15 protein-coding genes are annotated in these 25,713 nt (G+C 51.9%); 12 read left to right on the top strand and 3 right to left on the bottom strand.

What is annotated here, in order from left to right:
* Positions 1-613: 613 nt before the first annotated feature.
* Positions 614-3,136, top strand: a complete 2,523-nt coding sequence (locus tag ACFVVF_RS13555) for a glycosyl hydrolase family 18 protein (RefSeq protein WP_387811449.1) — start codon at positions 614-616, stop codon at positions 3,134-3,136.
* An 80-nt stretch (positions 3,137-3,216) separates the two neighbouring features.
* On the opposite strand, the gene ACFVVF_RS13560 is transcribed toward ACFVVF_RS13555, so the two are convergent.
* Positions 3,217-4,680 carry an MDR family MFS transporter gene (locus ACFVVF_RS13560; protein ID WP_387810053.1) on the bottom strand — a complete coding sequence of 488 codons (1,464 nt, stop codon included), beginning with the start codon at positions 4,678-4,680 and terminating at the stop codon, positions 3,217-3,219.
* A gap of 160 nt (positions 4,681-4,840) precedes the next feature.
* Here ACFVVF_RS13560 and ACFVVF_RS13565 point away from each other — a divergent pair, with 160 nt between their 5' ends.
* The 8 genes from ACFVVF_RS13565 to ACFVVF_RS13600 all read left to right on the top strand — a co-directional run bounded on the left by ACFVVF_RS13565 (position 4,841) and on the right by ACFVVF_RS13600 (position 14,717).
* Positions 4,841-5,368: a PadR family transcriptional regulator gene (locus ACFVVF_RS13565; RefSeq protein WP_387810056.1), complete on the top strand. Its 528-nt coding sequence runs from the start codon at positions 4,841-4,843 to the stop codon at positions 5,366-5,368.
* Between the two features lie 105 nt (positions 5,369-5,473).
* Complete coding sequence (locus tag ACFVVF_RS13570; protein ID WP_387810059.1) at positions 5,474-7,102, top strand: response regulator; 1,629 nt, start codon at positions 5,474-5,476, stop codon at positions 7,100-7,102.
* Positions 7,103-7,111: 9 nt separating this feature from the next.
* A complete protein-coding gene (locus ACFVVF_RS13575) occupies positions 7,112-8,887 on the top strand; it encodes a cache domain-containing sensor histidine kinase (protein ID WP_387810062.1) in 1,776 nt (591 codons plus the stop codon).
* Complete coding sequence (locus ACFVVF_RS13580) at positions 8,884-9,882, top strand: substrate-binding domain-containing protein (protein ID WP_387810065.1); 999 nt, start codon at positions 8,884-8,886, stop codon at positions 9,880-9,882. Before ACFVVF_RS13575 ends, ACFVVF_RS13580 begins: the two co-directional genes overlap by 4 nt.
* A 156-nt stretch (positions 9,883-10,038) precedes the next feature.
* Positions 10,039-11,535 (top strand): sugar ABC transporter ATP-binding protein, encoded by a 1,497-nt coding sequence (locus tag ACFVVF_RS13585; RefSeq protein WP_387811452.1) that lies wholly within the window; start codon positions 10,039-10,041, stop codon positions 11,533-11,535.
* A 124-nt stretch (positions 11,536-11,659) separates the two neighbouring features.
* On the top strand, positions 11,660-12,601 hold the full coding sequence (locus tag ACFVVF_RS13590; RefSeq protein WP_387811455.1) for an ABC transporter permease: 942 nt from the start codon (positions 11,660-11,662) through the stop codon (positions 12,599-12,601).
* Positions 12,602-12,687: 86 nt separating this feature from the next.
* Complete coding sequence (locus tag ACFVVF_RS13595) at positions 12,688-13,716, top strand: ABC transporter substrate-binding protein (RefSeq protein ID WP_387810068.1); 1,029 nt, start codon at positions 12,688-12,690, stop codon at positions 13,714-13,716.
* Positions 13,717-13,850: 134 nt separating this feature from the next.
* Positions 13,851-14,717 (top strand): YitT family protein, encoded by an 867-nt coding sequence (locus tag ACFVVF_RS13600; RefSeq protein ID WP_387810070.1) that lies wholly within the window; start codon positions 13,851-13,853, stop codon positions 14,715-14,717.
* Between the two features lie 66 nt (positions 14,718-14,783).
* On the opposite strand, the gene ACFVVF_RS13605 is transcribed toward ACFVVF_RS13600, so the two are convergent.
* On the bottom strand, positions 14,784-16,010 hold the full coding sequence (locus tag ACFVVF_RS13605; protein WP_387811458.1) for an SLC45 family MFS transporter: 1,227 nt from the start codon (positions 16,008-16,010) through the stop codon (positions 14,784-14,786).
* A gap of 31 nt (positions 16,011-16,041) precedes the next feature.
* Positions 16,042-16,764 carry a glycerophosphodiester phosphodiesterase gene (locus tag ACFVVF_RS13610; protein ID WP_387810073.1) on the bottom strand — a complete coding sequence of 241 codons (723 nt, stop codon included), beginning with the start codon at positions 16,762-16,764 and terminating at the stop codon, positions 16,042-16,044.
* A gap of 428 nt (positions 16,765-17,192) precedes the next feature.
* On the opposite strand from ACFVVF_RS13610, the gene ACFVVF_RS13615 reads away from it, so the two are divergent.
* The 3 genes from ACFVVF_RS13615 (at position 17,193) to ACFVVF_RS13625 (ending at position 25,697) form a co-directional block, all read left to right on the top strand.
* On the top strand, positions 17,193-22,217 hold the full coding sequence (locus ACFVVF_RS13615) for a discoidin domain-containing protein (RefSeq protein ID WP_387810076.1): 5,025 nt from the start codon (positions 17,193-17,195) through the stop codon (positions 22,215-22,217).
* Between the two features lie 161 nt (positions 22,218-22,378).
* Entirely contained in the window at positions 22,379-23,113 is a 735-nt protein-coding gene (locus ACFVVF_RS13620; protein ID WP_387810079.1) for a GTP cyclohydrolase II, read from the top strand.
* A gap of 1,072 nt (positions 23,114-24,185) precedes the next feature.
* Positions 24,186-25,697 carry a spore germination protein gene (locus tag ACFVVF_RS13625; protein WP_387810082.1) on the top strand — a complete coding sequence of 504 codons (1,512 nt, stop codon included), beginning with the start codon at positions 24,186-24,188 and terminating at the stop codon, positions 25,695-25,697.
* Positions 25,698-25,713 lie beyond the last annotated feature (16 nt).

Consider the following 25,713-nt stretch of genomic DNA (forward strand, 5'->3'; position numbering starts at 1 on the left):
ATAGCGAACCTGGTTGCGTTAAAAGCGGTGAATAGAGGTTGCTGCAGGGCTACAGCGAACCAAATTTCGCAGTTGATGAACCTTGGTTCGCGAGTAGCGAAGATTGCTTCGCTGTCAGGTGCGTTCGAGGTTACAGACGGCCCGAGAGCGAAAGTTAGTTCGCAAAAAAGTGAAGCAGGTTCGCTGTAGGCGACTGCGGAATGTGCAGGCAGCACCGTTCGACAGCAAATGAGCCATTCATTTTACAGCTAATTCCCCTTAAGAGGTCCGGCGTTTCATACGCCGGACCTCTTTTTTATTGTGCGCAAATAGCGATGTCGAAGGCAGGAGGGCCGAAGGACTCATTTTTTACACTGTGCCGAACTGGCAGCTGAATTTCATATGAAATTAGACTCATATTTTACTGATTTTGGATGTTTTTATCCCTTCAGCATCCAAAGTTATCCTTTAAATGGACGCGGCTAGTTTTAGATAATAGGGCTGGGAAGAGAGGTGATGACACACGGGATTACAGTATTTTCGATGCTTATGGTATCGAAAATTTTTTATATGAAAACCCAATTTATGAGGAGGTAATAATTTGAAAACAGGCGGTTTGTATGTCATGAGGCGTATGGTGCTTTTTGCTATTCTATTGGCTCTAGCATTGTCGATTGCACCGATTCCGGGAATAGGCGCAACGAAGGCGGAGGCGGCTGACGCATCGTCGTACAAAATCATCGGCTACTATCCGGCATGGGGAGCCTACGGGCGCAATTATCAGGTGTGGGATATGGACGCTTCCAAGGTGACGCATATCAATTACGCATTCGCGGATATTTGCTGGAACGGCATTCACGGCAATTCATCCCCCTCCAGTCCGAATCCTCAAACCTGGACCTGTCAAGACGAGAACGGCGTAATCAATGCGCCAAACGGAACGATCGTAATGGGTGATCCTTTTATTGACGCCCAAAAAACGAATCCGGGAGACAACTGGAATGATCCGCTTCGCGGTAATTTCAAGCAGCTGATCAAGCTGAAAGCGGCCAATCCGCAGCTGAAAACAATCATTTCAGTAGGCGGCTGGTCATGGTCGAACCGCTTCTCCGATGTGGCGGCCAGCGCGGCTACTCGCGAGGTGTTCGCGAATTCAGCCGTCGACTTCCTGCGTAAGTATCAGTTCGACGGCGTCGATCTGGACTGGGAGTATCCAGTAAGCGGCGGTCTTGACGGCAATAGTGTCCGCCCTCAGGATAAGCAAAATTATACGCTCTTGCTTAATGCCATCCGAGCAAAGCTGGATGCGGCGGGCACACAGGACGGCAAAAGGTATTTACTTACTATTGCATCAGGAGCGAGTCAATCCTTTGTTACGAATACGGAGCTTAGCGCGATAGCTCAGGTCGTGGATTGGATTAATATTATGACCTATGATTTCAACGGCGGCTGGCAAACGATAAGCGGACACAATGCGCCGCTGTACAATGATCCCGCTGCTGCAGCTGCAGGCGTGCCAAACGCCTCGGTCTACAATGTAGAAGCCGGGGTTAACGGCCACTTGAATGCAGGTGTGCCGCCGAGCAAGCTCGTCATGGGTACTCCGTTCTACGGACGCGGCTGGCAGGGCTGCCAAGCAGCGGGGAACGGACAGTATAAAAACTGTACAGGACCGGCTTCAGTCGGCACATTCGAGGCAGGCTCATTCGACTATTCCGATCTTGCAGCCAACTATATTAACAAAAACGGCTACACCCGTTACTGGAACAATGTAGCGAAGGTGCCTTACCTGTACAATCCAAGCAATGGCCTTTTTATCTCTTATGATGATGTGGAATCATTCGGACATAAAACTGATTTTATTAAAAGCAAAGGGCTTGGCGGCGCGATGTTCTGGGAGTTTTCCGGCGACCGGCAGTCTGTGCTGCTGGCTAAGCTGAAATCCGATTTGCAAGGTCCGGCTGCTCCGCCGGACACGATTGCCCCAAGCGCTCCATCCGGAGTGAACGCGGTCAACGTAACGTCCACAAGCATCTCGCTCAACTGGACGGCTTCAACGGACAATGTAGGGGTCAAAAGCTATACCGTCTCCTACGGTAGCGGAACGGTTTCTTCAAATGGAACCTCCGCAACGATTAACGGCTTAACGCCGAATACGGAATATACGATTACAATTACAGCAGCGGATGCGGCGGGCAATATCTCGGCGCCAAGCGCAGCGCTCAAAGTAAAGACGACCGCACCTGTAGTGGACACGACACCGCCTAGCGTACCTGCGGGTCTGACTGCATCGGGAGTAGATGCAACGAGCATCACGCTTAATTGGACGGCTTCAACGGACAATGTCGGCGTAACAGGCTACACCGTCTCATATGGTTCTGGCCAAACCGTGCAAGTGACTGGAACGTCAGCAACAGTCTCCGGCCTGACAGCCGACACGCAATACACGTTTACGGTCAGAGCGTCAGATGCGGCAGGCAACGTCTCAGCGGCAAGCGCAGCGCTGACAGTGAAAACCGCTGCCGTACCGGCTTGTACAGCAACGCCTTGGACGGCAACAGGTGTTTTCCAGGGCGGACAACGGGCATCGTACAACGGCCAGCTTTATGAAGCAAAATGGTGGACACAGGGCGACCGTCCTGACCTGAGTGGCGAATGGGGCGTTTGGAAGTACATTGGCGTATGCGGCGGCAGCAGCGGCGGTGGAGGCGGAGGGACAGATACTTCCGCTCCAACCGTACCGGCTGGGTTGCAAGCTACAGCCGCAACATCGACCTCCATTACGCTTAGCTGGAACGCCTCAACAGATAACGTCGGTGTGACGGGTTATACGGTTTTTTACGGCAACGGGCAATCGGTAGCAGCAACTGGAACGACAGCAGTCGTGAGCGGCCTTACCCCGAATACATCGTATACGTTCACAGTTACAGCAAAGGATGCGGCAGGCAACGTCTCTGCAGCCAGCTCGGCAGTGAGTGCAACGACAGCGTCCGATCCCAACAGCGGAACAGCGGCAGCATGGGCAGCCGGCAAAGCGTATAAGCCAGGTGATGTCGTCTCCTATGGCGGCAAAACCTATACTTGTCTGCAAAGCCACACTTCTATTGTAAGCTGGGAGCCGGCTAACGCTCCGGCCCTATGGCAGCTGAAGCCTTAAATAAAGCAGCTACAAAAAGAACCTTTTCCGCTTTGCGGGAAAGGTTCTTTTGCGTCTTCAGCTGTAAATTTATATGTTTTCTATGCGCTTTGCCCAGCGGCTACGGGCAGCCGTTTGCGGCGGGCGAACAGCAACAGCGGCAGCGCAAGCAGTACAACGAGCGCACCAGCGACAAATACATCGTTGACGCCCATCGTGAACGACAGCAGCCGCACCGAGTCGGCAGATGCCGCTGAGCCAGCGCCGCCTGCACCGGTCAGCTCATGGGAGTGAAAGGCTGCCCGGCTCGACAGCATAGAGGTGAACATCGCAATGGCGAAAGAGCTCAGCACGTTCCGTATCCAGTTGTTGATTGAGGTAGCATGTCCCGACCACTCCGGCGTAATTTCTTCCATGGAAGCAGTGCTGCTCGGGACTGAAGAGAAGCCGATGCCAATATTGCGAAGCACCATTGCCCACAATATAAAGCTGTAAGAAACATCAACTCGAAGCCAGCCCATCAGAAAAAGACCGGCAAAGATGAAGACGATGCCGAATGTAATCATTTTGACCGGACCCAGCTTCGGATAAAGCTTGCCGGCAATTGGGCTAAGCAATGCGAGCAGCACGGAGGAGGGCAGCAGAATCAATCCGGTTTCTAGCGGCGTTGCGCCTCGCACGGTTTGCAGGAACAGCGGTGCGAGATAGGTGCCGCTATACATGGCGACAGTTATTAGGCTGTAAATGGACAGCATAATCGTAAACCGCCGATTGCGGAACACGCGCAAGTTGAGCAGCGGAACCTCCGCCGTAAGCTCGCGCCAGACGAATAAAGCGAGCAGCATGGCACCTCCAAGCAGCAATCCTAACGTTTTCGCAGATCCCCAGCCCCAGGTATGACCTTGGCTGAACGCCGTCAGCAGCGCCAAACTGCCAAGTACGACGGTTAACAGGCCGGCTACATCCAATGATTTTGGAACGTTCATCCGGTAATAAGGTATTAAAGTTTTTGTTAAAATGACGGCAATCATACCGACCGGCACATTAATGAGGAACAGCCAGTGCCAGCTGGCGTTCTGCAGCAGCCAGCCGCTGAAGGTCGGGCCGATTGCCGGAGCGACCATGGCCGATAACGACCAGAGACTTACGGCAAATGGCCGGCGTTCTTTCGGTATGACTTGGAAAATAATCGTCATCGTGCTGGACATGATCAGTCCGCTGCATGCACCCTGAAGCATGCGGAATACGATGAGGGACGGTGCGCTCCAAGCTACCGCGCATAGGAAAGAGAAGAAGGTAAAGCCAACAAGTGCAAAAAAATACAGCCGTTTATAGCTGAATCTCCCGCCTAAATAGCCGGTTAATGGAGCCGTAACGCCAGTAGCCAGCATGAAGCCGGTGACCATCCATTGCATCGTGCCTAATCCAGTATTAAAATGATCCATTAAGAGCGGAACCGCGATGTTTATCGTTGTGGTCGCTAGCACGGAGACGAAGGTGCCGAAAAAGATGGCGATCATGATCGGCCAGAAGTGAATGCTTGAGGTTGAATTGCTGTTGGACACGAAGTTTTTCCTCCCTGACGACCCTGTTGATGATATGTCTATTTATACATATAATAAAGCTGTAACTATCGTATTCCTGTACGTTCTTTATGTCAATTTTGACATATGAATATATTTTCGCATGTAAACGGATTAATAAGCATGGGAGGCTCTCTAACGAATGAATACTCTGTCTTACGGCCTTCTGGCATTGTTAAGCGTTGGGCCGCGCACCGGCTATGATTTGTCGCAACGGGTTAAGCCGCTTTGGCAGGCGGGACATAGTCAAATTTATCCGCTGCTGTCGCAATTGGAGCAGTCCGGCTATATTACGTTCGAGCTGATTGAGCAATCGGACAAGCCGGATAAGAAGGAATACACCATTACAGAATCAGGGCTGGCGAAGCTGAGCGAGTGGGTTGGTGATTCCGCCGGAAAGCCCGTGCTTAAGGATGATCTGCATATTAAGCTGTACGCCATCTGGCTGGCCGAGCCGGAGAAAGCGAGACAATTGCTGCAGGCACGCGCCGCTTTTTGCTTGAGCGAGCTGGAACGCTATCAACTGCTGATGGATAACGTAGAGAAGGACCGATCCAGCGATGGCGGAGAGAAACATTTTGGACGTTATCTGCTCATTCGGAAGCGGGCTATGGACGTGGAAGCGAATCTTCAATTTTGTAAATGGGCGTTAAGCGAGCTGGGCAGTTAACAGTCTCGCTTTTTCTTTTTCGGATTATTTTTAAGTTGCCGCATTATTGCCGGATGCTATAATAAAAGCGCATACATTACCAAACCGGAACAGAATGACGGGGGAATGATCGTGTATAAAATCGTGCTGGTCGATGATGAGGCGGTTGTACGTGTGGGCATCCGCGACAGAATAGAATGGCAGATGCTTGGCTTTGAATGCGCAGCGGATTGCGAGAATGGCGTCGAGGCTATCGCAGCCATTGATCATATTAAGCCCGATGTCGTATTGACCGATATTAATATGCCGTTCATGGACGGACTTGAGCTGACGCAAGCGATCAAAGCGAAGCATCCGGAGATGAAGGTCGTCATTTTGACCGGCTACGATGATTTCGACTATGCGCAGCGCGCCGTTAAGCTCAAGGTAAATGATTTCATTCTCAAGCCGATTACTGCAGCTGAACTATCGGCCGTCCTGCAAAAAATAAAAGCGGAGCTCGATGAGCAGAGAAAAGATAAAGAGGAATTTGACCGGCTGCAGCGCCAGCTTAGGGAAAGTATGCCGGTACTGAAGGAGCGTTTTCTGGATCGTTTAGCGACATCCTCGATTCGAGAGGGTGAGCTGGCAGAACGGCTTTCTTTCTTCGGCATTGAGCTGCCCGGTCCGGATTATGAGGCGCTAGCGCTTGACCTTGATATGCTGGAGCGCGGAGCCGGGCCAACTGCCGCTGCTGACCGGGAGCTGCTTCGTTTCGCTATCTATAATGTCACACAGGAGATCCTTGGCGAGGATTATCCGGTATCCGAGGTTTTCCGCAGCCGCGAGGAAAAGGTGATGGCGATATTATCGGGCGAGCAGCCGGAGCTGCATGACCGGGCCCAGGAGCTGGCTGACAAAATCCGGCTCGCTGCCGAGCAGTTTCTGCGGCGAACGGTATCCGTAGGCATCGGTATGCCTGCGGCCAGCCTTCGGCATATCGGCGAATCCTGCCAAGCGGCCATGTCAGCTCTGGAATACCGCTTGCTGCTTGGCAGCAACCGCGTAATCAGCATTTCCGATATGGAGCCGCGGAGTGCGCGCAAGGCCGATTACTCGCAGGAATATGACCGCCAGCTGATTGCGGGCATTAAGACCGGTACGGCAAACGAGGTGGACGATGCCGTGGATACGGCAATTAACCGGCACCGGACGGCGATGCTGACCATTGATCAGAGCTACATCCGGCTGCAGCGTACCCTGATTGCTGTCATGCAGGCGCTGGAGGAGCTGGGCTGCGAGGAGGCGGAGGTTTTTGGCACCGGGGTCAATCCGTTAACCGCGATTTATTCCTTCCGTACGCTTGATGAAATAAGCAATTGGCTTAAGCAAGCGTGCCGCCGGGCTGTGAGCAGCGTGGCCGAAGCGCGTGACGATCAGTGCAGACAGCAGATGACGGAGGCGCTCGGCTACATTCACGAACATTATGGAGACAGCGAGTTGTCGGTTAAAACGGTCAGCAAGCACGTGCTGATGAGCGTCAGCTATTTCAGCGCTGCATTCAAATCCCATTCCGGCAAAACCTTCGTGGAATATTTGACGGCAGTACGGATGGACAAAGCGAAGGAGCTTCTGAAGTTTACCGGACTGCGGACGTACGAAATCGCGGCGAAATCCGGCTATCCCGACGCGCAATATTTTAGCGTATTGTTCAAAAAGCATACCGGCGACTCGCCAACCGAATACCGGCAGAAGACGTCTGCGGAACGAGCGTGACCGCCGGCTATGGATATTTTTAAATTTAAAAGCATCCAGACGAATATTGCGGCAGCTATCGCCTGTCTGATTTTGCTGACTGCCGTTCTGCTTGGCGTCATGTCCTACCAGCTGTCGGCCTCCTCTGTCCGGGAGACGGCCCAGGACTATACAGCGGAGCTGATCCGGCAGGTGAATGCGAACATTCAGACTTATATAACAAGCATGGAAAATATATCGCAGCTGGCGCTGAACAACGAAGACGTCCGGGCTTTTGTCGCGGCGGACAGCAGCGCCATAGAAGATGACGGGCGCAAGGTATCGGACTATTTTCAATCCATCATCGTCTCAAGGAAGGACATCGCCTCCATTAACGTGTTCGGCTATAACGGCCGTTTCGTATCGGACCGGAAGGATGCCGAGCTGAATCCGAATATTTCGCTGAAGGAGCAGGAATGGTACGTCAATGCGCAAAAGGCGGCAGGCCGGATTGTCGTATCCTCCTCCCATGTGCAGCCTGTTTTCAAAGATGAATACGGGTGGGTCGTCTCGCTCAGCCGCGAGCTGTGGAGTCAGGACCAGAAGAAGGCGCTTGGCGTGCTGCTTGTCGACCTGAACTTTAGCGTCATCAACGATACGCTGAATAATATCGACCTCAGCAAGCGCGGCTATGTGTTTATCGTCGATTCGGCGGGCAATATCGTCTATCACCCGCAGCAGCAGCTGGTGTACAGCAATCTGAAGTCGGAGAGAATCGACGAGGTATTGAAGCAGGGCAGCGGAAGCTTCGAGCTGGACGAAGGCGGGCAAAGGCGTATTTATACCGTTCAGGATACCGGCTTCGGCTGGAAAATCGTCGGCGTCTCCTACACCGCCGAGCTTATCGCGAATGAGCGGGAGATGCAGCTTTCTTTTGTCGCAGCGGGTATTTTTTGCTTGCTGGTTGGTTTATTGCTGGCCTACTTCATCTCGCGGAATTTGTCCAAGCCGATCAAGCAGCTGCAAGAGCATATGAAAAAGGTGGAGAAGGGAACCTTCGACATTCGCGTTCCGATCGAGAATCCGAAGGAAATTGCCAGCTTGGCCCGTTCGTTTAATCTGATGGTTGTCCGGATTGAAGAGTTGATGAATCAGGTCGTTCAAGAGCAGGAATTTAAGCGGAAAAGCGAGCTAAGCGCCCTTCAGTCGCAAATTAATCCGCATTTTCTATACAACACGCTGGATTCGATCATCTGGATGGCCGAAGGAAAGAAGTCGGAAGAGGTGGTGCTGATGACCTCCGCACTCGCGAAGCTGTTCCGCGCCTCAATCAGTCGGGGGCAGGAGCTCGTGTCGATACGTACGGAGATTGAGCATGTCGCCAACTATTTGACGATTCAAAAGATGCGCTATACCGATAAGCTCGACTTCCGCATTGATGTTGAACCCGGCATTATGCAATACCGGACGTTGAAGGTGCTGCTGCAGCCGCTGCTGGAGAACGCGATCTACCATGGCATTAAGAACAAGGTCGGGACGGGTGAAATCATCGTCTCCGGATTCCAGAGCGAAGGCTCCATCTGGTTTCGTGTCAGCGATAACGGTGTCGGGATGAGTGAGGACGCGCTCCGTACCGTTCTGGAGCCGCGCAAGAGCGATCATGAAAGCAAGGGGGTGGGCGTCGTGAATGTGCATGAGCGGATTCAGCTCTATTTCGGCAAGGAATACGGGCTGTTCTACGACAGCACGCCGGGTGAAGGAACGACCGTCCTGGTCAGAATTGCCGTCATTGACCCCTCCGCCGGAAAAGGGGGACAAGCGCAATGAAGCGCATGACACGGATTCCGCTGGCGGCAATTATCGCCATTCTTGCGCTGGCCGCAAGCGTTGCGGTGTACGGTGTATTCCAATGGGCGGTTAACGTCAAGCCGGAACGGCCGCCGCAAATTGTCGTTTCCATCAAGGCGACCGACCAGGTCGTCGATTTCTGGAAGGTGCTCATCGACGGAGTGAACGACGCGGCAAGCGAGTTCGATGCCAAGGTGAAAGTGATCGGACCGCCGATAGAGAGGGAAATTGACGTCCAGATTGCCCAGCTGGAGCAGGCGATTCTCGACAAGCCCGATGCAATTGTGCTGGCTGCAACCGATTATAATCAGCTCATCCCGGTTTCCAAACGAATTGTGGCGGCGGGCATCAAGCTGATTACGGTTGATTCCAGCATTAACAGCGATGATGCGCTGAGCTTCATAGCGACAGACAATCTGGCTGCCGGACGGAAAGCAGGCGACGAGCTGGCCAAGCTGTTCGAGGGCGATTCGAAGGTGGCCATCATGAGTTATATTCAGGGCACCTCGACGCAGCTGGAGCGGGAGCAGGGCGTCCGCCAGCGGCTGGCGGAAGAGGGCCGGTTCGACGTGATCGGCACTTATTACAGCGACGGTCTGGTTGACAAAGCGTATACGATTACGAAGCAGCTGCTTACGGAGCATCCCGATCTCAAAGGAATTATCGGCCTCAACGAGCCGTCTACCGTTGGCGTCGGTTTTGCGATTAAGGAGTTTGGTCTGGGCGGCCAAGTGAAGCTGGTCGGCTTCGACAGCTCCATCGATGAAGTGAAGCAGCTGGAGGAAGGAATTATTCAGGCAACGATCGTGCAGAAGCCATATAATATGGGTTATTTAAGCGTGAAGACAGCGATCGAAGCGGTGAACGGCAAACGGATTGAGAAGCAGATCGATACAGACTCGGTCGTCATTACGAAAAGCAATATGTATACGGAGCAAAATCAAAAGCTGCTTTTCCCCTTCGTGGGAAAGTAGCTTTTTTTTGTACATTTTTCAACTATAACGATACGATATTCGATTCTGGCGGGGCATGCCTGCGCCTTACAATAAACACAAGCAAAGCAACATAGGCCAAATGTACAGTCCGCTGCCAGCGGCGTGCAGGGTCAAAGCGATGAGGTGAAGGCAATCATGCGTGAAGTGCTCATACAGATGGAGGGCATCGACAAGCAGTTTCCCGGCGTACAAGCGCTCAAAGACTGCCGGTTCGAGCTGTTAAGCGGAGAAGTGCACGCGCTGATGGGGGAAAACGGCGCCGGCAAGTCGACATTGATGAAGGTGCTGACAGGTGTATACCAGCGGGACGCGGGCACGATGACCTTTCATGGAAACGAGCTTGTCGTTCCAAATGCAAAGGCGGCGCAGGACAAAGGAATTGCGATTATTCATCAGGAGCTCAATCTCGCCCCGGATCTGACGGTGGCGCAAAATATTTTCATCGGCCGGGAGCCGAGAGCTTTAGGAATGTTCTTGAAGGAGAAGGAGCTGCACCGCAAAGTGAAGCGGCTGTTCGACCGGCTTCATCTCGACCTCGATCCTAATGAGCTGGTGGCCAATTTGCCGGTGGCGAAGCAGCAGCTCGTCGAGATTGCCAAGGCGCTTTCTTATGATTCGGAAGTGCTCATTATGGATGAGCCGACGGCGGCATTGAGTGATTCCGAAATTGAGGAGCTGTTCGTGATCATCCGTCAGCTTCGCAGCAGCGGAGTGGGCATCGTCTATATTTCCCACCGGATGGATGAATTGAAGCGGATAACAGACCGGGTGACGGTTATGCGTGACGGCTGCTATATCGGGACGGTTGCCACGAAGGACGTTACGAACGATCAAATTATATCGATGATGGTCGGCCGGGAGATTTACGATACCTCGAAGCCGTCGAGGCATACGGGCGCTGCTGAGCCTGTGCTTGAAGTAAGCGGTTTGAATCGGAAGGGTGTGCTGAAGGACGTCAGCTTCCGTCTTCACAAGGGCGAAATTCTTGGTTTTGCAGGGCTGATTGGAGCGGGAAGAACGGAGGTCGCGAGAGCGATTTTTGGTGCTGACGTATTTGATTCCGGTGAAATTACCGTTAATGGCAGGAAGCTGAAGCCCCGGCAGCCGCATGATGCTGTGAAAGCCGGTATCGGCTATTTGTCTGAGGACCGTAAGCGCTTCGGCTGCATCGTCGATATGGATGTGAAGATGAATGTAGCGGCAGCCTCGATGGGCCGGTTCACGTACCCTCTAGGCTGGGTCAGGAGAAAGCGAATTGCCGAGGCAGCGGACGGTATTGTGACAATGCTTAAGGTCAAAACGCCTCACATCGATCAGGAAGTGAAGTTTCTGTCCGGCGGCAATCAGCAAAAAATCGTTATCGGAAAATGGCTGACCAGAGACTGCGACATTCTGATCTTCGATGAGCCGACACGCGGCATCGATGTTGGCGCCAAAAGCGAGATTTATAAGCTGCTTAATGAGCTCGCGGCCAGCGGCAAATCGATCATTATGATCTCCTCGGAGCTGCCGGAGGTTTTACGGATGAGCCATCGTGTCGTTGTGATGTGTGAAGGCCGCATTACAGGAGAGCTCAGTCAGGAGGAAGCGACGCAGGAGCGCATTATGCATCTTGCGACGCTGCGGGGATAGCAACAGCAAGAGATACAGCAGACAGATGGAAGATTCGGAGGGGTAACACATGACAATTCAAAATGATACCGGAGCCGTTCAAACCGGCGGAAAACGGGCAGTGCCCATTATTAAACCGGGAGCGATGCAGCAGGTGCTTGCATTTGCCAGTCTGGTCATCCTGGTGCTTGTATTCTCGTTCTCGTCACCTAACTTCTTTCAATTTACGAATATCGTAGGTATCCTGCTGTCGACCGCCGTCATCGGCGTTCTGGCGTTAGGCTCAACCTTCGTCATCATTACCGGGGGCATCGATCTTTCCGTCGGAACGGTCATGACGCTCAGCGCTATAATGACGGGAGTATTCATTACTTATTGGGATATGCCGGTGCTGCTTGGTGTTATTGGCGGCATTATGACCGGCGCTGTATGCGGTCTGGTATCCGGTACGATTATTTCGAAAATGAAAATACCGCCGTTTATCGCGACTCTGGCGATGATGATGATTGCCAAAGGGCTGGCGCTCGTCATATCCGGCGCTAAGCCGATTTATTTCAAAGAAGAGACGGGCTACTCCAAGCTGGCGCTGGATTCTGCGATCGGCAAGCTCATTCCGGGCTTTGACATTCCGAACGGCGTGCTGATCTTCTTCGGAGCAGCCATTATCGGCGGCATCATCCTCTCGAAAACGATCGTAGGCCGCTATAATTTCGCGCTCGGCAGCAATGAAGAAGCGACGCGTCTATCCGGCATTAACGTCAACTATTGGAAAATCGTGATCTACACGATTACGGGGGTTTTTACCGGTCTTGCCGGTGTGCTGATGGCTTCGCGCTTGAACTCCGCGCATCCGTCACTAGGCTCGGGCTATGAGCTGGAAGCAATCGCAGCCGTTGTACTCGGCGGCACGTCACTTAGCGGCGGCAAGGGAACGATTGTCGGCACCGTAATCGGCGCGCTCATCATGAGCGTATTGACCAACGGCCTGCGCATCCTCTCCGTTCCTCAGGAATGGCAGACGGTCGTTGTCGGCATCGTCATCGTGCTAGCCGTGTACGCTGATATTTTACGCCGCCGCAAAAAGTAGAGAGCATACTTGATCAACCTTGTTAGAATCGTCGCCATGAAGCGCATCTACAAGTAACTGGCGCCTCGGGCAGACCGCTTCTATAGATGAAATTAGATGAAGGGGAGATTTCGGTGAAGAAGATTACAGTAACGATGCTGGTTATGCTGCTTACGATTGCGATGCTTAGCGCTTGTGCCTCCAAGGGCAATGACGGCAAAGGGGAAGAAGCGCCAAGCAAGGGATCCACAAATGCCGGTACGGAGAAAATCTACATTCCGATCATTTCGAAGGGCTTTCAGCATCAGTTCTGGCAGGCGGTAAAGGCAGGAGCGGAGAAGGCTGCAAAAGAATTTAACGTGGAAATTACGTTTGAAGGACCGGAAACCGAGTCCCAGGTCGATAAGCAAATCGAAATGCTGCAAGCCGCTCTAGATAAAAAGCCAAGTGCGCTTGGTTTTGCGGCGCTGGACAGCCAAGCTTCAATTCCGCTGCTGCAAAAAGCGAAGGATGCCGGCATTCCGGTCATTGCCTTTGACTCCGGTGTAGACAGCGACATTCCGCTTGCAACAGCATCGACCGACAACCTGGCTGCTGCAGCACTCGCAGCTGACAAGATGGCGGAGCTGATTGGCGGGGAAGGCGAGATCGGCATGATCGTCCATGACCAGACGAGCGTAACCGGTGCGAACCGCCGCGACGGCTTCAAGAAACAGATTGAAGACAAATATCCGAATATCAAAATCGTTGACATTCAATACGGCGGCGGCGACCATCTGAAGTCGACTGACCTTGCCAAAGCGATCATCCAAGCTCATCCGAATGTAAAAGGGTTCTTCGGCGCCAACGAAGGCTCCGCAATCGGTGTAATCAATGCTGTTACCGAACTGAAGAAGGAAGGCCAAATTGTAGTTGTCGGCTTCGACTCCGGCAAACAGCAAATCGATGCGATTAAAAGCGGCAAAATGGCCGGCGCCATTACGCAAAATCCGGTCGGTATCGGCTATGAAACGGTGAAAGCGGCCGTGCAAGCGATCCGCGGCGAGAAAGTAGAACCGACCATCGATACCGGCTTCTACTGGTATGACAAATCGAACATTGACAGCGATGAGATCAAGGCTGTTATTTACGAATAATTAACAGGGGCGGGAGTGCAGCGATGCACTCCCGTTTCCTATTAATATAGTGGAATGCTAGAGTTCCTTTTTTTTGAAAAAAATGCCCTTCTGTGCTAGTCTTATAGAAAAAGCAAGGAAGGACAGAGGAAAGAATGGCGAAAGTGCACCGGAAGATATCAAAGCTGGAACTAATTAAGAGGATCTTCTTTATTACGATCGGCGCCATACTAATGGGCGTCGCCTTGGAGCTATTTCTCGTTAATAATAGCGTCATCGATGGAGGCATTACCGGCCTCGCGATTATGGCCTCTTATTTGACCAAGCTGCCATTGGGACTATTTATTCTTATTTTCAACTTGCCATTCTTGTTTATCGGATTTAAGCAAATTGGTAAAACCTTCGCCTTCTCGACCTTGTACGGTATCGTAGTGATGTCGGCAACGACGCAGCTGCTGCATCATGTACATGCTTTCACGGAGGAGAAGCTTCTTGCGGTACTGTTCGGCGGCATTCTGCTCGGTGCAGGGGTAGGGCTTGTCATCCGTTATGGCGGCTCGCTGGATGGTACGGAAATTGTCGCAATCCTCGCATCGAAAAAGTTCGGCATGCCGGTCGGACAGATCATTATGATCGTCAACGTCTTTATTTTCATCGTTGCAGGCTTTGTGTTTGAATGGGATTCAGCGATGTATTCCATGGTTACCTACTACTTGGCGACCAAGGTAATGGATATCGTAGTCGAAGGTATCGAGGAATCGAAGTCGGTGACGATTATCTCGCAGGATTATGAGGAAATTTCGGAGACGATTATGACGCGTCTTGGCCGCAGCACGACTTACATTCAAGCCCGGGGCGGGTACTCGCGTGAAGAGACGCAAATGGTCTATTGCGTAGTCAACCGTCTGGAGGTTGCCAAGCTGAAGAGTATCGTTCAAGAGATCGATCCGAAAGCCTTTATCGCAATCGAGCATGTATCAGACGTGCTTGGCGGCAATTTCTCAAAGCGTGAAATTCATTAACTGACTTCTAAATCAAAACCTCCGCAAGCGGCCAGACTGGTCGCTAAGCGGAGGTTTTTTTATACTTCACTGGCCGGAGACAGCGGCTCCTGCATCTGTAATGGACTGCTCCGGGCCGCTTGGCCGGGACAGCCCTTTATCCTTGACGCCAAGCAGCAGAAGAAGCGCAATCAGCATACCGGCGGACGCCGTGTAGAACAGTGCTGAGTAGTCAAACAGATCAACCAGATATCCCATCAGCGGAGGAGAGGAAATGGCAGCAAGGGAGGACACCAGATAGTACATGCCGGTACGCGTCCCGATGCTTTGCTCCTTGCCAAGTCCGATGACGAAGGGGTAGGAATTAATATTAATGAGCGCCCAGCAAATGCCTCCTGCAACTAACAGGAGCCGGAGCGGCAGCAGCGTCTCGACCATTGTAATTGCGGCGAAAACGACGAGGATGCCGTAGACGCCGATGATGATAATTTTCTTCTTCCCGAACCGGTGTCCCAGCCAGCCTGCCGGTATTGCGGCAAGGACAAACATGAGCGAAAAGAAGGCGAGCGAGAAGGTAGCGTCACTCTCTTTAAGCCCTAGCTGGTGCTTGCCGTACAGGGAGAAGAGAGCTTCCACCCCTTGATAAGAGAAAAACCAGAAGAAGACGGCTGCCAGCAGGAAGATCGTCGGGAGCGTCCATTCGCCTTTGAACGAAAAAGCCGGCTTTCCCGCTGCTTCAATGCTGCTGGGCAAGGCATCCCGTTTCTCGCGAATCGACCGCATTAGAATGAAGAGGCAAATCAGGGTTAAAATTGAGGCGGTTACAAACGGCAGGGCGGGATGCGATTTGTACAGATAGGAACCTCCGGCAAAGGCAAGAATGGACCCGATTCCGCCCATAAAGTTGATAATTCCGTTCGCTTTCGTGCGCTGCGGCTCCGGCGTAATATCCGGCATCAGCGCAACCGTCGGCGAACGATACAGACTCATAGACAGATTCATGAGCACCATGAACAGTACAAGCGTGATGAGGCTCGTATACCAAGGAATGAGCGCAACGAACAGCGCTGCCAGCGGCATGCCGATCAATAAGTAAGGCATTCGCTTGCCGAAGCGGGTATTGGTGCGGTCGCTTCGGCTGCCGATCCATGGCTGAAGGAACAAGGCGAAATAATTGTCGATCGTCATCATAAAGCCAATCAACGCGGTACTCGTTATAAACCGGTCAAGAAAAAAAGGTACAAAACCGTTATAAAGCGCCCAAGTAATGCTGATGCTGAAAAATCCGAAACCGAGCAGCCACGTTTTTTTCATCGTCATCAGTGCCCCTCTCCTTACATCGCTTTTACAGCAGCGCGTTCAGCCGATCCGGGAAGTCGGTAATAATCCCTGCTACTCCAGCCCCAATCAGCCGCTTCATTTCTTCCGGTTCATTCACGGTGAACGGATTATAGTCGATGCCGTTCTGGGAGGCTTCCGCGACCCATTCCGGCAGTACAGCATAATTCGGAGCATGTAGGGCGCTTGCCCCGATCGATTGGGCGTAACGCCAAGGCTCATACAGCCCTTCCATATATAAAATGCCTGTTCGGATCTCTGGAGCGAGCCTGCTGCATTCCACCAGCGAGTAGTGATTGAAGCTCGAAATAATAATCCGGTCGGACAGGTTATAGCTCCGTACCGTTTCGATCACTTTTTGCTCCAGTCCTGGATACTGGACAAAGCCGTTTTTGAGCTCCAGATTAACGATAGTATCCGTTTGTTTCACCAGCTCGAGCAGCTCTTCCAGTGCGGGAACGTTTTCATTCGAAAATTCGGCACTATACCAGCTGCCTGCATCCAGCTGCTTCAATTCACTGTAATCAACGGCGCCGACGAAGGCATCCAGTCCTGCGGTTCGGGTCAGCTTCTCATCGTGAATAAGGACGAGCCGCCCGTCCTTCGTCATCTGCACATCGGTTTCGATGCCCGTTGCTCCAAGCTCCAGTGCTTTGGAGAATGCTGCCATCGTATTTTCCGGACAGTAGCCGGATGCCCCTCTATGGGCATAATTAACTAGCTTTGCCATTGAATAAGTCCTCCCTTATAGTAAGCAAGATCCGTGACCCTCTCACCTGCAAATCATAGTACCGCTTTGTTAACAGTGTATCATGACGGGGTTGTGGAAACCTATCGAATTGCCTGAGGAGCGAGTGAATTTTTAAACGTTGAATATCATATGGATTTTTGTATCATCTGTATTAATTATAATTAATAGTTTGGAATATATATTGACATATAACTGATATTGAGTATAAAATGACGCTACAAATGATGCAGTATTGTAAAACTGTATTTAAATTTTGATACAGAATTCATTTGGTTTCAGAGTGGTTTTTTTTCAAGGTGATTGTAAGCGCTATCTTTCGCATCGCGCGACGAAAGCGAGCGTTGCAATAATAAACAATTGTAGGCGGAAGAAAAAGCCTTATTGTCTTGAATGGGAGAGTGAGCAGAATGAATCGAAAGAGCTTGTTGAAGCGGACGCTGCCGTTGGCGTTGTCGCTATCTTTGGCAGGCGGGGGATTTGCAGGAGCTGCCCCTGTTCCGCAAACTGCTGTACAGCAGGACGGAGATTGGAGTAAGCTTCGAACGATGATATCCAAATACTATGGTGAATGGACGGATACTTCCTACGAGGGGTTATTCGTCTCGACGATGCCCAAGACAGCATTATTAGGGAATGGTGATGTTGGTGTAACTTCCGGCGGAGATGCCGAATCGAAAACCTTTTACATTTCGAAGGGTGATTTCTGGGCGTATCGAGGTTCTCCGATGCCAATTGGCGGCGTTACAATTCAGAAAAAATCGAATGGCACGCAAGCGCCCGATCCGCAGACGACATCGCTTGCTTATCAAAAGCCGGTTACTTCAAGCGCCGATCACCCGGGTTTCCCGGCAGAGCGTGTAGTGAACGGACAGTGGGGCAGCGGCTACGAAGGCTGGGTCTCGCCGGTAGGCAATCCGCAGTGGGTGGCAGTTGATTTGGGTGCAGAGACAACCTTCAACCGGTTCGTTGTGCGCCATGATGCAGCCGCACGGCCTAATGAAACGGCTAATATTACGCAAAGCTTTAAGCTGCAGACAAGCGCTGACGGTTCCAGCTGGACGGATACGTATACGGTGACTGGAAATCACGATGCGATCACCGATATTACGCTTCCTCTTCCCGTCACCGCAAGATATGCGCGATTGTACATCATGAAAGGAACGCAGGAGACGACTTCGGATTCGATACAAAATCCGAGGGCAAGAATCGGGCAGTTCGAATTGTACAACAATCCGGACTTGGTTGATCAGCAGAATACGCCGCAGCAGCCGGAAGAGCCGGGATCTCTCACCTTGAATAAAACGGCTACGGCAAGCGGATCGCATTACTCGCTGACTCCAGACCGGGCGGTGAATGGAGCATGGAGCCCTAATTCCGGCTATGAAGGCTGGACAAGCGGTTATTATGGTGACGGTCAGCTGGGGCCTTGGTGGCTGGAGGTCGATTTGGGCAGTGAGAAAGCCTTTAACCGTTTCGTCGTTCAGCATGACGGGGCGGCACGGCCGGGTGAATCTGCCAACAATACGAAGGATTTCGAGCTGCAAACGAGAAACTCGGCAGAGGAAGATTGGCAGACCGCTTATGTAGTGGAAGGCAACACAGGCGCCACGACGGACATCAGACTAGAAGAGCCGGTCACAGCCCGATATGCCCGGCTGTACATTACAACGGGAACGCAGGGAACGACTGACGATTCGGCTAATTATCCGAGAGCAAGAATCGGCCAATTCGAACTGTTCAACGAGGAGCCCGATGCAGGCGGCGAACAGCCTCAGGAGCCGGAAGGGAATTCCAAGGTATATGATCTTGGCGGCAGCTTCGATCTGTCCCGGTACGTCGTCCGTCTCGGACATGCTTCATCGATTAAGGTGGAAGCAAGCGAGGACGGCCTGACATGGGAGACGATTGGAGGACAAATCAGCAGCAATGGCAAGAAGCTGATAGATGTAACGACGGATGCTTTCACAGCTCGGTATATTCGGGTCACGGCGGATGCGGCTTCAACGATTTTGCAGCTGTCCGCATTTGAAACACCGGGATTAAATCGTTTTAAGCCGGAAGGAAAGCTGCATGAGATCCAGAACATTCTGGATGCTGAGGTACAGACTGAGATGGAGATCGGCGGGACTCCTCTGTCTATGAAGACGTGGACTTCGGCAACAGAGAACGTCATTGTTACTGAGTTGACGTCGGAAGGCGCAGCACCGCTCGAGTTGGAAGCTCAGTTATGGGCGAAGTCTGGCAACGCTCAGCTTCCGGTTACGGCAGCTAGCGACGGAAACAGCGCTACCGTTACACGCCAGACGACAATTGACAGCAGAGATGACGAGGATGCGAATGCGCATGTCTCCAAGGCGGCGATGACGATGAAAGTGATTGGCGCAGATGGCGCTGCCGTCAGCTCGGATGCAGATAAGGCAACGGGCACGTTCGAGTTTGCTCTTGAGCCCGGGCAGACTGTCTATCTTGTAACGGCAGTCGGGGGCGGAGGACGCACCTACAATAATGAAGGCACGCTGCTGCAAGCTGCGGAACCGGAGGCTCAAGCCGCTGGTCTGCTTCATGATATCGCCGGTTTGGCTGATATTGAATCGCTGCACGGACAGCATCTGGATTGGTGGAAAAACTTCTGGCTAACCTCTTACATTAGCATGGATACTGCCGATCCGAAGCTGGACACGCTGATGAAATACTATTATGCCGCGCAATATGTACTCGGCAGCAGCATTCGCGAGGATAAAGTGGCGCCAGGCCTATACAGCATTTGGCACACGACGGACGGCTCACAATGGAGCTCGGACTATCATATGAATTACAACTTTATTTCTACGTTCTATGGCGTCAACTCCAGCAACCGGTCCTGGATGGGACTTCCAGCAATTGATGCGATTCTGGATTACGCCGGCGAAGGGGAGAAGAATGCGGCTTCAACAGACCACTTGCTGAATATCGGCGAAGGCGCGCATGGCGAACAGGTCCGCCATTTCGTAGAAGCCAAAATCGCTAAGGGCGATATTGATGCAACGAATGGCATACCGAATGCCTTGCTTTATCCGGTGAGCATTGGCCCGTGGGGGATGAAGCTGGAACGGGGCTACAGCTATTATGGGCAGCTGCTCGACGCGATTTTCAGCACTTATACGTTAATTGAATACTACGACTACACGCAAGACGAGAACTTCCTTCCCGTCATGTACGATTACTTGAAGCAATGTCTCGCTCTGTATGAAGCATGGCTGGAAAAGGAGAATGGCAAGTACGTGCTTTACAGCGCGTATAACGAAGGCTCATGGGGCAGAAACTCGGCGGTAGAGCTGGCGGTGCTCAAAAACACGCTATCCCACGCCATTAAAGCAAGCTCGAAATTGAACATCGATCCGGACAAACGCGAACAATGGCAAACGATACTCGATAATCTTGCTCCGCAGCCAACGGCCACTTATGCGGGCAAGACAATATTCTCGCTGGCGGAGAAGCATTGGAACAACAACCAATGGGAAGACCTTGCAAGACCGATCCCTTGGGATGGCAATATTTTGCCGATGGAAAATGTGGTGCCGGGTGATCAAATCGGCTACTACTCGCCGAATAGCGACCTGCAGGTCGCTCACAATACGATATCGGTATTTGTGGATGAAGCGATTGGCGGCGGGAAAAATGGCGCTTGGAGCCAGTACAACAACTTCCCGAAAATTTTCGCCAATGCGGTGAAGGTACGATATCCGGCGCAGGAAATCGTCGACAATTTTGCACTGACGATTGAAGAGCAAATGAAAAACAACTTGACGATCACAGATGATTCAGATTTTCACGGTGCCGAGAAAAGCGGTGCTACGGAAGCGATTAACAGCATGATGCTTCTCAGCAATCTGGGCGTGATGAAGGTATTCCCGAACTGGCTCCCAGACCGGGATGCGGAGTTTAAAAATCTTCGTGCCAAAGGCGCCTTTGTCGTATCGTCCGCTTATCGGGCGGATACGCAGTCTGTGGAGTATGTCGATCTGACAAGTGAAGCTGGTCAACCAGTTACGATCGCTTCGCCATGGGCGAATGGAATTATTGTGAAAGACGCGAACGGAAGTGTTATTCCGACGGTAGCGGGTACGGCGCCTAACCATGCCGAGGAGGTGACGTACACCTTCAACACGACGAAAGGCATGAATTATCATATCGTTGCGGCTGGAAAAGATTCAGGGGGACCGGGAGGCCCGTTTGAACCGAACCCAGGAACGAATAACGGGAACGGCGGCAATTCCGGGGGGCCTGCAACCGGGGGCGGCAAAGGTGTAATAAAAGCGCCTGAGCCAACTGTCGACGGGGCAGGGCTGGCGACAACAAGCATTGATACAGCTGCATTCCAGAAGGCTGCAGATGCATCTAAGCTGCTTCGCATTGAAGTACCAGCTAAATCCGGAGCTAAAGGCTATGCTGTCAATTTGCCGGCGGCGGTTTTTACTGCTGGAGCAGCTGCTAGAAGCATAGAACTGGTCACGGAGACAGGAAGTCTTCGGGTTACCTCCGATTTGTTTAAGGGAGGAGTGCCGGCCGGCAGCCAGCATGTGACGATAATTTTGAGCAGTGCGGATAAAACGGCCCTGGATGCTTCCGTACAGTCCGATATCGGCAGCAGACCTGCTGTTGAAATCAGCATCCAAGTGGATGGGACTGCTCGAGCTTGGAGCAATCCGTCTTCTCCGATTACCGTATCGATCCCGTACGCTCCAACTGCCGCGGAGCTGGCAGACGCCGAGCATATCGTCGTATGGCAAATCGATGGGGCTGGCAAACGGCATGTTGTCCCGACAGGGAAGTATGATCCGGCGACAGGTGCTGTAACGTTCAAAACAACAGTGCTGGGCACATTTGCAGTGGGTTATGTTCACAAAAGCTTTAATGACCTTAACGGATATGGCTGGGCTCAGAAAGCCATTGCAGTGATGGCGTCCAAAGGGGTCATTAATGGGGTATCTGCGGATCATTATATGCCTGCGGCGCCAGTTAAACGGGCCGATTTCATTTCGCTGCTCGTGAGAGCGCTTGGTTTAAGCAGCGATACAGCATCCGGCACTTCTTTCTCTGACGTTCCTTCCGATGCATATTATGCAGATACTGTAGCTGTCGCCAAGCAGCTGGGCATCGTAACGGGTGTGGGCAACGGCCAATTCAATCCGGAGCAATCGATATCGAGACAGGATATGATGGTGATGATTGATCTGGCTATGAAGGCTGCGGAGCATAGCTTGGAGCGCGGATCGGCTGCCGATTTGGATGCCTTCAAGGATCACGGCAGTGTAGCTTCCTATGCTGCAGAGAGCGCAGCAGCGTTAGTGAAGAGCGGTATTGTGCAAGGCTCCGGGGAGAGCATCAACCCTCGCGGCATCGCTACGAGAGCCGAAGCCGCCGTACTGATCTATCGGATTTATAACAAATAAAGATTGATAAGCAACAGAGCAGAGTAGCTTCCTGATCAGGGAGGCTGCTCTCTTTTTGCATGAAGGCAGAGAAGAAGGAAGAGATAGATAGCATAGCCAAAGCCTGGCCAGTGCAAGCTACATTTGTGATTGTATGCTGAAGCGAAAGGCGGAAACAGCTAATGGAACAGCAGGTTGTATCGATACTGGATGACAAAATCAAACACATTCGCAGCGAAAAGGGCGAAATTTATTTAGTCGGGCCTATTCAGCTCCCCATTAACTTGGACGGCGAGACCGCGATTTTTCACTGGTACTGCTGGCTCTTGTGCAAGGAGGATTTGACAGATATCGAAGGCATTATTCATAAGCTGTCCTCCGTCAATCTGGCGGAAATGCAGCAGTCAAGCGTACTCATCTACGGAGATTTCGAGCATGCGGATGATGCGTATATTCGGATGCACAGCATTTGCCACACCGGCGATATATTCGGCAGCAAGCGCTGCGATTGCGGCTTCCAGCTTCATCAATCGCTGAAAATGATCGTTGCTCACGGTACAGGAGCGCTATTCTATCTGGCGAATCATGAGGGACGCGGGATCGGGCTGTTCAGCAAAGCGATGGCTTACCTGCTGCAGGAGCGGGGCTATGATACAGTAGAAGCCAATTTGAATTTGGGCTTTGTGGATGATGCGCGCAACTATGGAGATGCCATTCGCGTGCTTCGTACGCTGCGGGAGAAGCCGGTGAAGCTCATTACGAACAATCCGAAAAAGCTGGATGCACTGCAATCCGCGGGGCTGGAATTAGCGGGACGAATACCGCTATGGGGCGACGTATCCGAATATAACGAGAACTATTTGCAGACCAAGGTCAACCGCTCTGGCCATTTGCTGAACAGCTGTCCTAATGAATAAAGGAGAAGCATTAAGCAACTGAAGCAATTCGAACAAAATTAGAGCCTTAGAAAGGCCCCGTAACGGGGTCTTTTGTATGTCATGTAGTCAGCCATACATATAAGCTTCAGATTGATTGCCCCATGCGGCGAGCAATGATGATACAAAATGCAAAAGTGCATTTTGATGAGCTCAAAATCCCCGAAATAATGGATCAAAATGTAAAAGTACATTTGAAATCGCTCATTTCGGTCTTTTCGAAGCTTTTTAGGCTAATCAACCTGCACATTTACATTTTGATGCGATAAAGCAACTAAAAACAGGATAACAACATGTACTTTTACATTTTGATTAGGAGATTGTATCTCTTCAGTGCTCCACGACCCACTAAAACGGGGGGAATCGGTGCTGTTCCGTATAAAATCCAGTTGATGAAGCGGATCGTGCATGTCACTAATGCTCGAACTAGCCTCGAACTAGCCTCGAGCTAGTCTCGAACTAGCCTCGAACTAGCCTCGAGCTAGCCTCGAACTAGCCTCGAACTAGCCTCGAACTAAACTCTAACCAACCTCAAAGTATTCTCCAATTACCGTCCTTTGTTCGCCAATGCAACTCCTTTCTAGTCAGCCAAACTTTCTTCCGGAGCATCAGGTGGCATCTAAGTAGCTTTGTTGTTCAAGTTACCCTGCGATGCATGTGTTGGTTTGGTGTAACCATCCCACCTGTGACGACTGCTAATTGGGCGAAATGACGGTGCGTATAGCATGTCGTAATCATCAATGTGTCCACCTGCAGTTTCGGTCAGTTAACTCGTCGTGGGACAGTAGGGTGAGCGGAGCGTTTTGAGTTCAGGATGACATTTTGCAGATTCTATCCATTTATCATCGTATATGCGATGAAGCAATGGAATCAAGAACGGCAGCATGAACCAAAACGCGCAGTGACCCTGCACTACAAGCCAACGCGCAGCGACCCTGCACTCCAGCACACTAGCAGCGAACCTGCCCCACCTCATGCTTTCTTTAACAATCTGGCATAAATTCGGCCAAACAGGTAAACCTAACCACAAAATCCGACAGTAGGTGAATCAACGATGCGAATCCGATCAACGGCCAAAGGAGATGGCCGACTGGACTACAACGCGATCAGTCAACTGGAGCATTTGCGGATCGAGAATACAGTCAAAGCGAATCGGAAGCTGCTTGAGGAGCTGTTCGAGGACAGCTCGGACATCGTGATCCGCGAATTTCAGATTGAGCACGGACCCAAAGCACTGCTCTTTTTCGTAGACGGCATGGTTACCTCCAGTATGGTGGACGATGCGCTTCAAGCGTTGATGGTGTTTGAAGGCGGTGCGTTTACCGTCGATGCGATATGCGAGCAAACGCTGCCTGTTGGTCAAGCGCTGCAGGTGCAATTTTATTCCGAGCTGCTTGTTAATGTGCTTTCCGGTGACTGCGGGTTTTTCGTAGAAGGCGGGAAAACAGCGGTATGCCTCGGACTACGGGGCGGCGAACGACGCTCTATTACCGAACCGGAGACGGAAACCGTCGTTCGCGGGCCTCGTGAAGGGTTTAATGAGCGGCTGCGCACCAACACCGCATTAGTACGAAGCCGTATAAAGTCGCCGCGGCTTAAGATGAAGCCGTTCGTAATAGGCACAGAGACGAATACGAACGTTGTTGTGACCTATATGGCCGGCATCGCCAATCCAAAGCTGGTAGAGGAAGTAGAGCGAAGACTGAATGCGATCGATATTGACGGTATTTTGGAAAGCGGCTATATCGAAGAACTTATACAGGATCAAGTCATGTCCCCGTTCCCGCAAATTCAAAATACGGAAAGGCCGGATACAGTAGCGGCAGCCGTTCTGGAAGGACGGGTAGCTATACTGGTCGACGGTACGCCGTTTGCACTCGTTGCGCCGTTCGGTTTCTGGCAATGGCTGCATGCCAGCGAGGACTATTACGAGAGATTTATCGTGGCGACCCTCACCCGGATGCTGAGAATGGTCTGCCTGTTTCTCGCTTTGATGGCTCCTGCGATTTATATTGCAGTCTCGACCTTCCATCCCGAGATGATTCCGACCAATTTGCTGCTCAGCATTGCTGCTTCAAGGGAAGCCATTCCTTTCCCTGCCGTAGTAGAGGCACTCATTATGGAGCTTTCGTTCGAGGCGCTGCGCGAGGCAGGTGTCCGGCTGCCGAAAACCGTCGGGCAAGCGGTCAGCATTTTGGGTGCGCTTGTCGTTGGCCAAGCGGCGGTTCAGGCCGGTATCGTGTCAGCGGCGATGGTCATTGTCGTATCTATCACAGGTATCGCTTCGTTCACATTGCCAAGGTACAATGCCGCAATTGCCATTCGTCTGCTCCGCTTTCCGTTAATGCTGCTGGCTTCCATCTTTGGATTGCTCGGCATTATTCTGGGAGTCGTTGCAATCGTATCGCATCTGTCCAAGATCACTTCCTTTGGTGTCCCCTATGTGGCGCCTGCATCGCCGATCTCGGCCTCGGACTGGAAGGACGTTCTTTTTAGAGCACCTTGGTCGAAGATGAAGCGCCGGCCGGCCTATTTGTATCCGCAGGACAGATCCCGGCAAAAGTAGGATATCCGGACGAATA

The organism is Paenibacillus sp. NPDC058174 (genome assembly GCF_042883865.1).
In the GTDB taxonomy this organism is placed as follows: domain Bacteria; phylum Bacillota; class Bacilli; order Paenibacillales; family Paenibacillaceae; genus Pristimantibacillus.

Excerpts from the sequence above, each read along its gene's own strand:
- ACFVVF_RS13555 (WP_387811449.1), top strand. The coding sequence starts at position 614 with ATGGTGCTTTTTGCTATTCTATTGGCTCTAGCATTGTCGATTGCACCG.
- ACFVVF_RS13565 (WP_387810056.1), top strand. The coding sequence starts at position 4,841 with ATGAATACTCTGTCTTACGGCCTTCTGGCATTGTTAAGCGTTGGGCCG.
- ACFVVF_RS13570 (WP_387810059.1), top strand. The coding sequence starts at position 5,474 with ATGATCGTGTATAAAATCGTGCTGGTCGATGATGAGGCGGTTGTACGT.
- ACFVVF_RS13575 (WP_387810062.1), top strand. The coding sequence starts at position 7,112 with ATGGATATTTTTAAATTTAAAAGCATCCAGACGAATATTGCGGCAGCT.
- ACFVVF_RS13580 (WP_387810065.1), top strand. The coding sequence starts at position 8,884 with ATGAAGCGCATGACACGGATTCCGCTGGCGGCAATTATCGCCATTCTT.
- ACFVVF_RS13585 (WP_387811452.1), top strand. The coding sequence starts at position 10,039 with ATGCGTGAAGTGCTCATACAGATGGAGGGCATCGACAAGCAGTTTCCC.
- ACFVVF_RS13590 (WP_387811455.1), top strand. The coding sequence starts at position 11,660 with ATGCAGCAGGTGCTTGCATTTGCCAGTCTGGTCATCCTGGTGCTTGTA.
- ACFVVF_RS13595 (WP_387810068.1), top strand. The coding sequence starts at position 12,688 with ATGAAATTAGATGAAGGGGAGATTTCGGTGAAGAAGATTACAGTAACG.
- ACFVVF_RS13600 (WP_387810070.1), top strand. The coding sequence starts at position 13,851 with ATGGCGAAAGTGCACCGGAAGATATCAAAGCTGGAACTAATTAAGAGG.
- ACFVVF_RS13605 (WP_387811458.1), bottom strand. The coding sequence starts at position 16,010 with ATGAAAAAAACGTGGCTGCTCGGTTTCGGATTTTTCAGCATCAGCATT.
- ACFVVF_RS13610 (WP_387810073.1), bottom strand. The coding sequence starts at position 16,764 with ATGGCAAAGCTAGTTAATTATGCCCATAGAGGGGCATCCGGCTACTGT.
- ACFVVF_RS13615 (WP_387810076.1), top strand. The coding sequence starts at position 17,193 with ATGAATCGAAAGAGCTTGTTGAAGCGGACGCTGCCGTTGGCGTTGTCG.
- ACFVVF_RS13620 (WP_387810079.1), top strand. The coding sequence starts at position 22,379 with ATGGAACAGCAGGTTGTATCGATACTGGATGACAAAATCAAACACATT.
- ACFVVF_RS13625 (WP_387810082.1), top strand. The coding sequence starts at position 24,186 with ATGCGAATCCGATCAACGGCCAAAGGAGATGGCCGACTGGACTACAAC.